At 33.6% G+C, this 14312-nt stretch carries 12 protein-coding genes and 1 other RNA gene; 8 read left to right on the top strand and 5 right to left on the bottom strand.

The annotated features are described in order from the left end of the window. Positions 1–51 precede the first annotated feature (51 nt). The 3 genes from aroC to FLACHUCJ7_RS13360 all read left to right on the top strand — a co-directional run bounded on the left by aroC (position 52) and on the right by FLACHUCJ7_RS13360 (position 4757). The gene (aroC, locus tag FLACHUCJ7_RS13370; protein ID WP_078228824.1) at positions 52–1110 is read left to right on the top strand and encodes a chorismate synthase; all 1059 of its coding nucleotides are present in this window, start codon (positions 52–54) and stop codon (positions 1108–1110) included. Positions 1111–1160: 50 nt separating this feature from the next. After that, positions 1161–2420 carry a dicarboxylate/amino acid:cation symporter gene (locus tag FLACHUCJ7_RS13365; protein WP_180909218.1) on the top strand — a complete coding sequence of 420 codons (1260 nt, stop codon included), beginning with the start codon at positions 1161–1163 and terminating at the stop codon, positions 2418–2420. A gap of 165 nt (positions 2421–2585) precedes the next feature. Beyond that, positions 2586–4757: a tetratricopeptide repeat-containing hybrid sensor histidine kinase/response regulator gene (locus FLACHUCJ7_RS13360; protein ID WP_230408826.1), complete on the top strand. Its 2172-nt coding sequence runs from the start codon at positions 2586–2588 to the stop codon at positions 4755–4757. Here the strand turns inward: FLACHUCJ7_RS13360 and FLACHUCJ7_RS13355 are convergent. Further along, entirely contained in the window at positions 4754–6004 is a 1251-nt protein-coding gene (locus FLACHUCJ7_RS13355; protein ID WP_180909216.1) for a DEAD/DEAH box helicase, read from the bottom strand. The two genes, FLACHUCJ7_RS13360 and FLACHUCJ7_RS13355, sit on opposite strands and share 4 nt — an antisense overlap. Positions 6005–6115: 111 nt before the next feature. Then, positions 6116–7153: a formimidoylglutamase gene (locus FLACHUCJ7_RS13350; protein ID WP_078228820.1), complete on the bottom strand. Its 1038-nt coding sequence runs from the start codon at positions 7151–7153 to the stop codon at positions 6116–6118. Positions 7154–7250: 97 nt separating this feature from the next. On the opposite strand from FLACHUCJ7_RS13350, the gene FLACHUCJ7_RS13345 reads away from it, so the two are divergent. Further along, complete coding sequence (locus tag FLACHUCJ7_RS13345) at positions 7251–8129, top strand: hypothetical protein (protein ID WP_031457482.1); 879 nt, start codon at positions 7251–7253, stop codon at positions 8127–8129. Positions 8130–8179: 50 nt separating this feature from the next. On the opposite strand, the gene hutI is transcribed toward FLACHUCJ7_RS13345, so the two are convergent. Both hutI and FLACHUCJ7_RS13335 read right to left on the bottom strand, forming a co-directional pair. Beyond that, positions 8180–9418 (bottom strand): imidazolonepropionase, encoded by a 1239-nt coding sequence (gene hutI / locus FLACHUCJ7_RS13340; RefSeq protein ID WP_180909215.1) that lies wholly within the window; start codon positions 9416–9418, stop codon positions 8180–8182. Positions 9419–9528: 110 nt separating this feature from the next. Continuing rightward, positions 9529–10581 (bottom strand): glutaminyl-peptide cyclotransferase, encoded by a 1053-nt coding sequence (locus FLACHUCJ7_RS13335; protein ID WP_180909214.1) that lies wholly within the window; start codon positions 10579–10581, stop codon positions 9529–9531. An 88-nt stretch (positions 10582–10669) separates the two neighbouring features. Between FLACHUCJ7_RS13335 and ffs the strand changes: the two genes are divergently transcribed. The 4 genes from ffs (at position 10670) to fsa (ending at position 12747) form a co-directional block, all read left to right on the top strand. Continuing rightward, positions 10670–10767: signal recognition particle sRNA small type (gene ffs, locus FLACHUCJ7_RS13330), an RNA gene on the top strand. 175 nt (positions 10768–10942) lie between these two features. Next, the gene (locus FLACHUCJ7_RS13325) at positions 10943–11746 is read left to right on the top strand and encodes an SDR family oxidoreductase (protein WP_180909213.1); all 804 of its coding nucleotides are present in this window, start codon (positions 10943–10945) and stop codon (positions 11744–11746) included. A 4-nt stretch (positions 11747–11750) separates the two neighbouring features. After that, positions 11751–11945: a hypothetical protein gene (locus tag FLACHUCJ7_RS13320; protein ID WP_031457486.1), complete on the top strand. Its 195-nt coding sequence runs from the start codon at positions 11751–11753 to the stop codon at positions 11943–11945. Between the two features lie 145 nt (positions 11946–12090). Continuing rightward, entirely contained in the window at positions 12091–12747 is a 657-nt protein-coding gene (gene fsa / locus FLACHUCJ7_RS13315; RefSeq protein ID WP_031457487.1) for a fructose-6-phosphate aldolase, read from the top strand. 78 nt (positions 12748–12825) lie between these two features. Here fsa and FLACHUCJ7_RS13310 read toward each other — a convergent pair whose 3' ends face one another. Beyond that, a complete protein-coding gene (locus FLACHUCJ7_RS13310) occupies positions 12826–14295 on the bottom strand; it encodes an MFS transporter (RefSeq protein ID WP_031457488.1) in 1470 nt (489 codons plus the stop codon). Positions 14296–14312 lie beyond the last annotated feature (17 nt).

Genomic DNA, 14312 nt, shown 5'->3' with positions numbered 1-14312 from the left:
AAATTTTTTAATTTAATTCATAAAACTTACATTTGCTCAAAACTAATTATAATGGCAGGAAATAGCTACGGCACACTATATAAAGTTACCACATTTGGAGAATCTCATGGGGAAGCTTTAGGCGGAATCATAGACGGTTGTCCATCAGGAATTGAACTTGATTTTGAAGCGATTGAATTGGATATGGCCCGAAGAAAACCGGGACAGTCCGCAATTGTAACTCAACGAAAAGAACCGGATGCAGTTCAGTTTTTATCAGGTATTTTTGAAGGAAAAACTACCGGAACTCCAATTGGATTTGTTATTCCGAATACCAATCAAAAATCAGATGATTATTCACATATAAAAGATAATTACAGGCCAAGCCATGCTGATTATGTATACGATCAGAAATATGGTTTTAGGGATTATCGCGGAGGCGGAAGAAGTTCGGCACGTGAAACTGCAAGCAGAGTAGTAGCAGGAGCAATTGCGAAACAAATGCTGCCTGAAATTAAGATTAATGCCTACGTTTCATCAGTAGGTCCAATTCATTTAGATACACCTTATCAGGAATTGGATTTTTCAAAGATAGAAAGTAATCCTGTACGTTGTCCTGATGAAAAATCAGCAGCAATTATGGAAGAGTATATTCGTGATATCCGCAAGCAGGGAGATACAGTTGGTGGAGTGGTTTCATGTGTAATTCAGAATGTACCTGTTGGTTTAGGGGAACCGGTTTTTGATAAACTTCACGCAGAATTAGGAAAAGCAATGCTGTCTATTAATGCAGTAAAAGGTTTTGAATACGGAAGCGGTTTTTCTGGTTCAGAAATGAAAGGAAGCGAGCATAACGACTTATACAATCCTGACGCAACTACAAAAACAAATCTTTCAGGAGGAATACAGGGCGGAATCAGTAATGGGATGGATATTTATTTCAGGGTAGCTTTTAAACCTGTTGCGACTATCATGCAAACTCAGGATTCATTAGATAATAAAGGAAATATCACACCAATGACCGGAAAAGGACGTCATGATCCTTGTGTAGTGCCAAGAGCTGTGCCTATCGTAGAAGCTATGGCAGCTATTGTTTTGGCTGATTTTTATTTGATCAACAAGACATATTAATTTAAAAGCAGGCAGTGAGGGTCTTTTTTTAATTATAAATTAAAACAATAATGGATACAATCCAAAAGCAAAAAAAATCTTTTTTTTACGGACTGACAGGTCAAATTTTAATAGCCATGATTTTGGGTGCTATTTTAGGAATCATATTGCATAATTCGATTTCAACTGAAGCAGCACAATCGTTCAGCAATAAAATAAAAATGCTGGCAACTATTTTTATTCGATTGGTTCAAATGATTATTTCTCCGTTGGTTTTCACTACTCTGGTAGTCGGAATTGCAAAATTGGGAGATATTAAAACTGTTGGAAGAATTGGAGGTAAGGCACTTGGATGGTTTTTTACAGCTTCTTTTATATCCTTATTAATAGGGCTTTTTTATGTAAATATTTTAGAGCCGGGTGTTGGTATTAAATTAGGGAATGTTGATATGGGAGCTGCTTCTGAGGTAACGGCTAAAACGCAAAATTTATCTTTTGAGAATTTTGTTGAGCATATTGTTCCTAAGAGTATTATTGAAGCTATGGCAACTAACGAAATTCTGCAGATTGTAATCTTTTCAATATTTTTCGGATTAGCTGCGGCATCTTTAGGAGCTAAAGTAAAACCGGTTATAGGCGCTTTAGATAAAATGTCACATATTGTATTAAAAATGGTGAATTATGTAATGAACTTCGCTCCAATTGGAGTTTTTGGAGCTATTGCAGGAGTATTTGCTGTTAGAGATGCTGAAGAATTATTAATAACTTACTTTAAGTTCTTCGGTTCGTTTTTATTAGGAATAGGCACATTGTGGGTTGTTTTGATTGCGGTTGGTTTTATTTTCTTAAAAGGAAGAATGATCGAATTATTAAAACGTATAACCGGGCCCTTAGCAATTGCTTTTGGAACAACGAGCAGTGAAGCCGTTTTTCCAAAATTGACGGAAGAATTAGAAAGTTTTGGAGTAAAAGATAGAATCGTTTCTTTTATGTTGCCGCTTGGATATTCTTTCAATCTTGACGGAAGTATGATGTATATGACTTTTGCAAGTATCTTCATTGCACAGTTTTACAATGTGCATTTAGATTTAGGTACCCAAATGGTTATGCTTTTAGTTTTAATGTTGACCAGTAAAGGAATTGCAGGTGTACCAAGAGCAAGTTTGGTTGTAGTGGCGGCAACTTGTGGTATGTTTGATATTCCGGTTGAAGGAATTGCCTTGATTTTACCGATTGATCATTTTTGCGATATGTTCAGAAGTGCAACAAATGTTTTAGGAAATGCTCTGGCAACTTCAGTAGTGGGGCAATGGGAAGCAGATAAAGAATAAAAAACAAAAGGATTCATAAGAATTAATACTTAAGAGCTTTAAATATAAGTTTTTACAGATATTTTATATAAAAGAGTTGTAATTTGTTGATCAAATACAGCTCTTTTTGTTTTAAAGTGTATATTTGGCGAAATTCCCCCAATTATGCCCCAAATGAGGATTTTTTTGTACTTGTTATTTCTGAATTGCTTTTGTAATCCAGTAATTGCACATTCTAAAAAAATTTCAGATTCTAAAATCGATGAATTAATTAAACAGGCATGTTTATATTTAAATAAATCAAATTTTGAAAAATCATTAATTAATTCCAGGGTAGCTTTAAATTATGCTTTTTTAAAAAAAGATGATTTTTTAATTGCTGATTGTTATAGAATTATTGCTGATAATTATAATGAATTGTCAGAATTTGATAAGGCTATTTTTTTCTACAACAAGAGTTTGTTCTATGCAAATAGAACAACTGCAGATTCAATAAAGTATAGTATTTATAATAATTTGGGAAACATCTATTGTTTTGAAAAAAAACAGTTAGATGAAGGTATTCGTTATTACAAAAAATCAATTGCTTATGGTTTAAAAATCAATGATTTTAAGCAGGTTTATTTTATAAACGTAAATATTGCCTGGGTTTATTTTGATATTGGGCGTTTTGATGAAGGTGCTCCTTTTTTGAAATTTATAAATTTATATGAAAAGAGGGATGGGGATGAATCAGTCGCAATTGTTGTAAACATGCTTAATGGTATGTTTTACAGTCATAAAATGGATTATAAAAAAGCAGATGCCTATTTTAAAAAATCAATTGATTCAGGAAAAAATACCGAGGAACAAGGTGAGAAACAATCTGACTTGTCCTATGCATATTTAGAATACTCTCATTTTTTGATTAAAATCAGAAAGTATAAAGAAGCTTACGAAAATCTGTCTAATTATAATAGAATCACTGATAAGTTGTATGGTCAGGAAAAGTTAAAAAAAGCCTCTGTTGCAGGATTTAATTTAGAGCTTGATGAATACAAAAGAGAAATAGATAAAATTGAAAACGAAAAGGTTACACAATCCCAAAGTCTTAAAAAGTCCAGAATTATTGTTGTTTTATTTATTATAATATCGTTTGTTCTTTTAATATTGATTTTTACTTTATATAAAAATATTGTTATCAAGAAAAAAGCAAATGAAGAGCTTTTAAAAGCAAATGAGATTGCTGAAGAAGCTTCGTTGCTGAAGACACAGTTTATTTCTACCATAAGTCATGAATTACGAACTCCTTTGTATGGTGTGGTGGGGGTTACGAATATGTTATTAGAAGAACACAAAGAATTGTCGGGAAGTCCTTATCTTAGTTCATTAAAGTTTTCTGCCCGATATTTGTTGGCACTGGTAAATGATATTCTTCAAATTAATAAAATAGAAGAAAATAGAGTGGTTTTGGAAAATTCGACTTTTGATTTGTCAGAGGAAATTGATATGATTAAAAGTTCTTTATCATTTTTATCTAAAAAAAATAATAATCAAATTTTGGTTAATATTGATTCGGAAATTCCTCGGTATTTAATCGGCGATAAGCTTAGATTTGGTCAGATTTTAATGAATTTGGTTGGAAATGCACTTAAATTTACCAAAAACGGAAAAGTTACAATAAAAGCAAAATTGTTGAAGATTGAAGAGGATAATCATTTTATTGAGTTCAAGGTAAAAGATAATGGTATTGGTATTGCATTAGCTGATCAAAGCAAGATTTTTGAGAAGTTTGTACAAGTGGGAAGGAAAGAAGAGGATTATCAGGGCACAGGATTAGGACTAAGCATTGTAAAGAAGTTGCTTAATTTGTTTGGGAGTACTATTTCCTTAAAAAGTGCACTAGGGAAAGGTACAACATTTACTTTTACAATTCCATTTAAGAAAAATCCTGAAAAAAATAAGGCTGCTGTTGGTAAATTTGATTTTGAATTCAATTCTCAGTTTAAAGTTTTAATAGTAGATGATAATTTTGTGAATCAGTTGGTTACTAAAAAAATAATTGAAAGAAATAATTATAAATGTAGTGTTGCAGATGATGGTTTTGCAGCAATTGATTTGCTTAAAAAAGAAGAGTTTGATGTTGTTTTAATGGATATTAATATGCCATTAATGAATGGATTTGAAACAACCAGGCGACTTCGTTCCAGTGGGAATGTAACGCCTATTGTGGCTCTTACTGCTTTTGATAAGGATGAGATTGCGGATGAAGCTATTTCTTCAGGAATGAATGATATTATAGTGAAGCCTTTTGAACCGGATAAATTATTCAGAATAATAAATAATCTTATTTTAGAAGAAAAAAGCGTTGGTTATTAGTACCAACGCTTTTTATTTTGCTTAGATGAATTTGATTTTCTTGATTTATGAGCACCACCGCTTCTGTTTGAATTTTTAGGTTTTTCTGAAGTTGCTTCAGGGCTTCCGGCATGCCATTGGTACGGATGATCACTAATGGTTTTTACATCAACTTTTATTAATTTTTGAATGTCTTTCCAATACGGATGTTCGTCTTTACCGCAAAATGAAATTGCAATTCCCCCATTACCAGCACGTCCGGTTCGGCCAATTCGATGCACATAGGTTTCCGGAATATTTGGTAAATCAAAATTAATTACAAATGGTAACTGATCAATATCAATTCCTCTTGCAGCAATGTCTGTAGCAACTAATACACCAACTTCTTTGTTTTTAAAAGCATCTAAAACACGTTGTCTTGCATTTTGAGATTTGTCTCCGTGAATAGCTTCTGCGGGAATGTCTTTTTTACGAAGCGCTTTAACCACATTATCTGCTCCATGTTTGGTTCTTGCAAAAACCAGTACATTTGATAGCCCCTCTGTTTTTATTAAATGATAAAGTAAGTTTCTTTTTTCTGTTTTGTCAACAAAATAAACGCGTTGCTCCACATTTTCTGCAGTTGAAGATACAGGAGATACGGTAACTGTTTCAGGGTCTGTTAAAAACACTTCTGCCAATTCTCTTATAGCTATTGGCATAGTAGCTGAGAAAAATAGTGTTTGTCTGTTTTTAGGGGTTAGTTTTACTATTTTTTTTACATCGTTTACAAATCCCATATCCAGCATTTGATCAGCCTCATCCAATACTAAGACATGTAAATGATCTAAATCAAGAAATCCCTGTTTTTGTAAGTCTAAAAGTCTTCCTGGTGTTGCTACCAAAATATCAACTCCTTTTTTTAGTGTATCTACTTGTGGATTTTGAGAAACTCCGCCAAAAATTGTCAACTGAGTCAGGTTGGTGTATTTGGCATACGTATCAAAACTTTGTCCAATTTGTACGGCCAGTTCACGTGTTGGAGTAACTATAAGGGCACGAATTTGTTTAGCTTTTTTTGATGAGCCTACAATTCGGTGTAATTGATGAATAATCGGAATCGCAAATGCGGCTGTTTTTCCTGTACCGGTTTGTGCACAGCCAATTAAATCTCTCCCGGCCAAAACAATCGGAATAGCTTGTTCCTGAATAGGTGTAGGGTTTAGGTAGCCTTCTTCAAATACGGCTTTTTGTATACTTTTTGAAAGTGATAAATCTTCGAATAACATATCTTATGTGTTAAGAATTTAGTTTTAAGTGCTAAATTCTGTGCAAAGATAGTTTTATTCGGTCAATCGTTTAATTGATTCGGGGTTTATTTGGAAAAGGGAAAATTATAATTACACTTTTTCGTGATTAGCTTTGATAAAATCGGTTATCAGATAGCCAATTAATTTGCCAATTAAATGATTGTTTGGTGAGCTGTCCAGATCAGGTGCTCCTTCACAAATATGTAAATAAGCAGCATTTTTATGCTGTCCGAAATAGGAGATAAACTGCCGTAATTGTTCGATTGAAAAACCACTTATTGTCATGGCACTGCTGGCAATGTTTGGAATAGCGTCCAAATCGATTTCTATCCCAAATGAATCAGTTTTTATAAATTCAAGTGCAGCTATCATTTCATTATTAAAATCCTTTTCCTCACGTATGTTGATGCTGTCATAAGTATTGTAACGCACGCGGTCTTCCAGTTTTTTTATAATATCCAGTACGCTTTTTGAGGTATAATTTTCATGTAAACCAAAAATGAAGTATTTTTTAAGGAAACCTTCTTCATACGCATACGAAAATCCGTTTCCGCTATGACGTCCTTCAAGAATCCTAAAATCTGAATGAGCGTCAAAATTGATAGCATTTATAGGCTTTCCTTTTGCAAGTGCAGAGCCTTTTATATTGCCGTAAGCATTATTATGCCCTCCGCCAATAATAATAGGTGTTTTTCCAGCCTTGATTACAGTAAAAATAATATGGGAAACTTCTTTGTCAATTTTTTCAACCAGCTGGCTCAGTTTTGACCGGTCATCAATATCGTTGAAATCCAGATTTTCAACATCACGCATTTCTTGAGCTACATCGATATGCCCTAAAATGATAATCTGACTTCCTTTACAAAAACGATTGTGCTGAATGTTGGCAATGCTTTTTAAAGCACTTTCCCATGCAGATGCTGCACCGGGTCTTCCGTAATTAGCACGTACGCCAATATCTTCAGGAATGCCTAAAAGCACATATTTAGCCTCACTTTCTTTTAAAAAATCAATTATATCTACTCCTTTTGGAATAGTAATCATTTTTTCCCCAAATTTTATCTCACCACTTCGGTGGTTGGTGACTTTTGCTAAATCATTAACAGTAAAAGGGATTAATTTATCCATAAAAAAAAATATTATCCAAAAATAATATAATTGTGTTAACTAACGTTATTACCTTACATTAATTATTTAAATTTGTTATTAAAGAAAATTATTAAATATGGAAAACCCAAACAAAAACAACTCAAGTCTAAAGGCGGTAATCGCTGTTTTAGCAGTCCTACTAATTGGTAGTTTAGTATACATTTTTAAACTTTCTTCTGATTCTGATGGTGTAAAAACAGAACTTACACACACTCTGACAGAAAAAGAATCTGTAATGAAAGATCTTCAGGAATTGAAAGCAACATATGATGCTGCTATTGCTGAAAACACTTCGATGTCAGATGAGTTAATTCAGGAAAGAGACAAAGTTGTGGCTTTGATGGATGACTTAAATAAATCAAAAGGGGATGTTTCTAAATTCAAATCACAGGTTCAGGGATTGCAGACTAAAATGAAGACTTTGGTTGCTGAAAATGATGAATTAAAAAAACAAAATGGTGTTTTAACAGTTCAAAGAGACAGCACAATTGTTGTCCTGGGAGAATCTAAAAAGTTTAATGAAGTTTTAGTAGGGCAAAATGAGGCCTTAGCTAAAACTGTTGAAAAAGGTTCTAAATTGTCTGTTTTAAATACAAAAACTGCTGCTTACAAACTGAGAAGTTCAGGAAAGCAAATTGAAACTGATAAAGCAAGCCGTGCTGATGTTTTAAAAATAAGTTTTACTATTGCTGAAAACCAAATTGCCAAGTCTGGAGACAAAAGCTATTATGTACAGGTTATTGACAGCAAAAATAATGTTTTAGGTGATAAAAAGACAGAAAGTTTTGGTGATAATTCATTGACATACAGTTTTAAAACAACAGTGCAGTATGAAAATAAATCAGTGAATGTTTCTGAGGATTTGCCGGGTAAGGATTTCGAAAAAGGAACTTATTTTATTAATATTTTTGATAATGACGAGTTGGTTTCTAAAACAAGCTTTTCTTTAAGATAAGAAAAAAAATCAGTATTGTATAAAAAAGAGGAGCTCAAACTCCTCTTTTTTTATGAGAAAATTTCACCTTCAATAAATACACTTTCTATTAAGTTGCTTCCAAAAGCGTATGGAATCTGATAATAGGACGAAATAGGTTTTGTGATAATCAGATTGGCTTTTTTGCCTTTTGTGATACTTCCGTGGGTTTCTGAAATTCCCATGGCATAGGCTCCGTTTATGGTAGCTGCGTTTATGGCTTCTTCGGGAGTCATTTTCATTTTTATGCATGCTGTGGCAACTACAAAATTCATGTTTCCTGATGGAGTAGAACCAGGATTAAAATCGGTTGCTAAAGCAATTGGTAATCCTGCAGTAATCATTTCTCTTGCAGGGGTGTAAGGAATGCTTAAAAAATAAGAGCACGATGGTAATGCAACCGGCATTGTTTCTGTTCCTTTTAAAGCTTCAGTGTCTTCTGGATTCATAATTTCCAGATGATCTACAGAAAGAGCGTTAAATTTAACTCCAGCTTGAATTCCTCCAATAGAATTAAATTGGTTTACGTGAATTTTCGGCTTTAAGCCAAAATCGATTCCTGCCTGCATGATTTTTTCCGTTTCTTCTACAGAGAAATAGCCGTTTTCGCAAAAAACATCAACATAATCTGCAAGCTTATTCTGAGCAATTTCAGGAATCATTTTCGTAATGATTTCATCAATATAACCCGCTTTGTTTTCTTTATAATGTATTGGAAATGTGTGAGCGCCTAAAAAAGTAGCTTTAATTGAAATTGGATAATTTTCTGCCAGTCTTTTAATCACACGAAGCATTTTTAATTCGCCTTCAATTGTCAGGCCGTAACCCGATTTTATTTCTACAGCTCCGGTTCCTAAACGTATTACTTCTTCTAAACGAATTCTGGACTGTTCGTAGATTTCTTCTTCGGATGTTTCGTTTAACTTTTTTGCGGAGTTTAGGATCCCGCCGCCACGATTTGCAATTTCCTCATAAGTAAATCCATTAATTCTGTCAACAAACTCCTGCTCGCGATTGCCTGCATACACGATGTGTGTATGACTGTCGCACCAGGATGGAAGGACAATTCTTCCTGTTGCGTCAATAATTTTATCAGCTTTTACTTCCGGAAGATTTTCCATAGCACCAAAATCAGCAATGAGATTGTCTTTTATAATTAAAAAGGCATTTTTGATAGTGGGAAGAATTGCCATTTCAGCGCCTGAAACTTTCGAAACAGAAGTTTCACGAACCTGCAGCAGTTCTTTTATGTTTTTAATTAAAGTGATCATTGCCTTAGATTTAATTTTATTTAGAATGCTATAAAAACACAAATTTCACAAATTATCACGAACTAAGCCGTGAAATCTGTGAAAGTTATGTGTAAATTATTTTCTTAGATTTATTCAGAAACGGTAATTTCGAACATTTTATTCCAATTTTTACCTGTTACAAAAATCGTCTTTGTTTTAGGATTGTAAGCTATTCCGTTTAAAGCATCATCTTTCTTAACGTCTGTCATAGTTTTTCTTAATGCGGACAAATCTAAAATTTCTTCAACAGCACCAGAGTTTGGGTTTACAACTGCAATGGCGTCTTTAAACCATACATTAGCATAAATTTTTCCATCAATCCATTCCAATTCATTAACCTCTTTAATTTTAGAATCTCCAGAGTATACATTAATATAATCTACCATTTTTTGAGTTGCGGGATCTACTTTCCAGATTTTTTCAGTTCCGTCCGTTTGATAGATATATTTTCCGTCATTTGTCATCCCCCAGCCCTGAATATCTTTTTCGTAATCAAAAGTTTTTTCCAGTTTTAATGTTTTAGCATCATAAATAAAACCTTTTTTGTTTTTATAGGTCAATTGAAATAATTTACCATTTATGAATGTAATGCCTTCTCCAAAATATTTTGAATCCAAATCAATTTTTTTGAAAACTTTACCTGTTTTATAATCGTATTTTTTTATGAAAGAAGCCCCTTCCTGACCAGTACTTTCGTATAAAGTATCATTGTAAAACTCTAATCCTTCGGTGAAATCTTTTTTGTCGTGAGGGAAAGTATTTACAATTTTATATTTTAATAATTTAGGATTAATGTTTGAAACTAATTCCACTCTTTTTGTAGCATCAGATGAATCGCTGCCAAAATAAACAGTTGCTTTTAAGTATTGATATCCTAATTTTTGATCTTTTAATTCAAACTTGAATTTTTCGGAACCTTTTGTGCTTCCCACTTTTTTGTCGTTTACAAAGTAGGCAATACTGTCGATTTCTTTCGATTTTGGATTTAAAACAGTAATTGAAATGGCTTCCTGAGGCGTAAAATGTGCCGGAAATGCAGAATCGTCTATAGTAAATAAAGAATTTTCACCTTTATTTTTATCTCCACAGCCAATTAATGTGATTCCTAATAATATGGCAGTTAGAAAGTTATGTTTTTTCATGGTTTAAAATTTGAATAGTCCAATATACGATGATATTTTTATAGCAACAAAGCTCTTGCAAAAATATAAAAAGATTGTATATTTGCATCGGCAAGTCCTACACGACCAGCTCCTGCAGACTCCCCCAGGATGGGAACATAGCAAGGGTACGTGGTTGAGCGGTGCGATGTAGGTCGCTTGCCATTTTTTATTTTTAGAATTTATACAAAAGTAGTCTTCCTTCGGGAGGATTTTTTTATTTTTACCCTTTTGGGAGTTAAAAGTTAGAGGTTAAAAGTTAAAAGTGAGAAGTTTTAACCGTAAGAATAGCTTCTAACACAAAAATACATTTAACTTATAACATTTAACATCTAACTTAAAAATGAGCAAAGTCGTTTTAATTACCGGAGGATCCTCAGGGATTGGAAAATCAATTGGAGAGTTTTTACATCAAAAAGGCTTCGTGGTTTACGGAACAAGCCGAAATCCTGATAAAGTAGTAAATTCTGTTTTTCCACTTGTTGCTCTGGATGTTCGAAATGCAGAATCAATTAAAAATGCTATAGCTAAAATCATAGAAACTTCAGGACGGTTAGATGTTGTGATTAATAATGCAGGTGTGGGGATTACAGGTCCTTTGGAAGAAATTCCGATGGAGGAAATCAAGAATAACTTTGAAACCAATTTTTTTGGACCAATTGAAGTGATGAAAGCTGTTTTGCCTCAGATGCGTGAACAAAAATCAGGTCTGATTATCAATATTACTTCGATTGCGGCTTATATGGGATTGCCGTATCGCAGCGTTTACTCGGCATCAAAAGGAGCTTTGGAGCTAATTACAGAAGCTTTGCGAATGGAGGTAAAACAATTTGGAGTTGAAATTACGAATGTTGCTCCAGGAGATTTTGCTACGAATATTGCCTCAGGACGTTTTCATGCTCCGGTTATTAAAGGATCTGCGTATGAAAAAGTTTATGGTGATACGCTTGCAACTATGAATGAACATGTTGATGCAGGAAGTAATCCGAATGAAATGGCTGAGGCTGTTTATAAAATCATGCAGCAAAAAAGTCCAAAAGTACATTATAAAGTGGGTGTTTTTATGCAGAAGTTTTCAATTGTTTTAAAACGTGTGCTTCCGGATAAGATGTATGAAAAAATGTTAATGAATCATTATAAATTGTAATATTATGGATAAAGAAATCATTCAGCCTATTATTATCATAGCTATTTTTGTTGTTATTTGGTTTGTAATTCGCAGAATACTAAGTACAATAAGTGATAAAATTAATAATTCGGAAGTTTATAAAGAAGATACTTTAAGAGTTTTGGAAGAAATCAGAGATGAATTAAAACAATTAAATCAAAAGGATCCTTCAAAATAATTATTAGTTGTAATTTTGCACCGGTTTTGCGTGAGGGGGTAGAAGCGGCATCCTTTTTATTTTTCTTTAAAAATAAAAAGATACAGCGGAACACCCGACCCTTGGGGCACGCCCAGATTATGAACACAATTAAATAAATATAATTATGAAATTTTTTATTGATACAGCTAATTTAGCTCAGATTAAAGAAGCACAGGCATTAGGTGTTTTAGATGGTGTAACAACAAACCCGTCTTTGATGGCAAAAGAAGGGATTACAGGAAAAAACAACATTTTGAAACATTATGTTGATATCTGTAATCTTGTTGATGGAGATGTAAGTGCTGAAGTAAATGCGCTGGATTTTGAAGGAATGGTGAAAGAAGGTGAGGAATTAGCTGATTTACATGAGCAAATTGTAGTGAAATTGCCAATGACAAAAGAAGGAGTTATGGCTGCAAAATATTTCTCAGATAAAGGAATTAAAACAAATGTAACTCTTGTGTTTTCTGCAGGTCAGGCTTTATTGGCTGCTAAAGCAGGAGCAACTTATGTTTCACCTTTTATTGGCCGTTTAGATGATGTTTCTACAGATGGTCTGAATTTGATTCAGGAAATCAGAGAAATCTATGATAACTATGGATATGAGACACAAATCTTAGCGGCTTCTGTACGTCATACGATGCATATTGTAAACTGCGCTAAAATTGGTGCAGATGTTATGACAGGACCTCTTTCTGCAATTTATGGTTTGTTGAAACACCCATTAACTGATATCGGATTGGCTCAGTTTGTGGCTGATTTTGAAAAAGGAAATAAATAGTTTTAGATATTTTATAAATTAAAACTCCCGTTTTACAATATGTAGAACGGGAGTTTTTTTATGAATATGTTTTCGGGTTTAGTGACCTCCGCCACCGCCTTCAACATGATTAATTCCTTGTCTTTTTAATATTTTAGGGCAGTAGTAACCATAGAATCCTAAATATGCGAAACCAATAAGCGGAACGATGTATGAGAAGTGTGTCCATGTGATTCCGAGTATTCCTTTTGGATTTGTAATGTCAAAGTCACAGATACTTCCCTGAATTAAAGGGATAACTCCTCCTCCGAGAATCATCATAATCAGGAATGAAGATGCTTTTCCGGTGTTTTTACCTAAACCTGCAATCGCTAAATCGAAAATTGACGGCCACATGATAGATAAGAAAAGACCTCCGGAAATAAAGAAAAATTTAGCAATTTGCGGATCTGGCCAAACTAATCCTGCGAACATCATCAATACGCCCGATATTCCAAAAAGCATTAAAGTTTTTCCGGCATTTTTACCTCCAACAAAACATACCGCTATAAATAATAAAATCCAGATTGGGTAAATATAAAATGAAGAAACATCATGGGCTGCAAAAATATTAGCTCCAATAATTACTCCAAAAGCTAAAGCCGGTACAATAAATTTTAAGGCTGTATTGACTAAAGTTGAAGTGTTGAATACGTTTACTCCGCCATTCCAGCGGCCAATCATTAAACTTCCCCAATAAAGAGCAATAAAGGGTGCAATTGCATCTTCTAAAACATTACCAAATTCTGCGGTATGTAATAAAGCAGGCAGGTTACTAATGATGGTTACCTCCGTACCAACATAAATAAAAATACCTAACATTCCTAAATACAACTGTGGATAGTCTAAAATATTAAATTTTTCATGTGCGTGTTTAATTACTGCTTCTTCCTCTTTTACAGGATCTTCAATTTTAGAAAAATTCATAAAAACGGCAACAATAATAAAAGCAAGTCCCAGAATGATAAAAGGCAGTTTAATATCTTCTAATGAAAGAGCTGTTTTTTTGTCATCTCCCATTCCAAATAAAGCGATACCCAATAAAATTGCACCTATTGTTGTTCCGAAAGAATTGATACCTCCTGCTAAAGTTAAACGGTGAGCTCCGGTTGCAGGGCTTCCCATTTTAATAGCTAATGGATTGGCTACAATTTGTTGAATCGAAAATCCCAGACCAACAGTAAATAAAGCGGTTAAGAAGAAAGGGAAGCTTTGCATTGTGGCTGCAGGGACAAATAAAAATGAACCAACAGCGGAAAGAATTAAACCGGCTGAAAGTGTTTTTTTGTATCCGAATTTTTGTAAAACATCTAATTTAAGAGATACCAAAAAGAAAATAATTGATCCCACGAAATAAGCGGCATAAAACGCCCAGGCTACCAATTGTGACTGAACTTGTGATAAAGTAAATACTTTTTTGAATACCGGGATTAGAATGTCGTTGGCTGAACCAACAAAACCCCAGAAGAAGAAGACGATTATCAATGAGATAAATTGTCCCCACTTGGTTTGTACATTTTCTGAATTCATAATTGTAATAAAGTTTT

This window comes from Flavobacterium salmonis, from assembly GCF_903819435.1.
GTDB classification, from domain to species: Bacteria; Bacteroidota; Bacteroidia; order Flavobacteriales; family Flavobacteriaceae; genus Flavobacterium; species Flavobacterium chungangense.
The sequence above is the reverse complement of the archived record's forward strand: the minus strand, read 5'-3'. Positions and strand labels throughout refer to the sequence as shown.

Bases quoted from the DNA above. Each gene is read 5' to 3' on its own strand.
- hutI (WP_180909215.1), bottom strand. From the start codon at position 9,418: ATGATCACTTTAATTAAAAACATAAAAGAACTGCTGCAGGTTCGTGAA.
- aroC (WP_078228824.1), top strand. From the start codon at position 52: ATGGCAGGAAATAGCTACGGCACACTATATAAAGTTACCACATTTGGA.
- FLACHUCJ7_RS13325 (WP_180909213.1), top strand. From the start codon at position 10,943: ATGAGCAAAGTCGTTTTAATTACCGGAGGATCCTCAGGGATTGGAAAA.
- FLACHUCJ7_RS13345 (WP_031457482.1), top strand. From the start codon at position 7,251: ATGGAAAACCCAAACAAAAACAACTCAAGTCTAAAGGCGGTAATCGCT.
- FLACHUCJ7_RS13320 (WP_031457486.1), top strand. From the start codon at position 11,751: ATGGATAAAGAAATCATTCAGCCTATTATTATCATAGCTATTTTTGTT.
- FLACHUCJ7_RS13350 (WP_078228820.1), bottom strand. From the start codon at position 7,153: ATGGATAAATTAATCCCTTTTACTGTTAATGATTTAGCAAAAGTCACC.
- fsa (WP_031457487.1), top strand. From the start codon at position 12,091: ATGAAATTTTTTATTGATACAGCTAATTTAGCTCAGATTAAAGAAGCA.
- FLACHUCJ7_RS13335 (WP_180909214.1), bottom strand. From the start codon at position 10,581: ATGAAAAAACATAACTTTCTAACTGCCATATTATTAGGAATCACATTA.
- FLACHUCJ7_RS13365 (WP_180909218.1), top strand. From the start codon at position 1,161: ATGGATACAATCCAAAAGCAAAAAAAATCTTTTTTTTACGGACTGACA.
- FLACHUCJ7_RS13355 (WP_180909216.1), bottom strand. From the start codon at position 6,004: ATGTTATTCGAAGATTTATCACTTTCAAAAAGTATACAAAAAGCCGTA.
- FLACHUCJ7_RS13310 (WP_031457488.1), bottom strand. From the start codon at position 14,295: ATGAATTCAGAAAATGTACAAACCAAGTGGGGACAATTTATCTCATTG.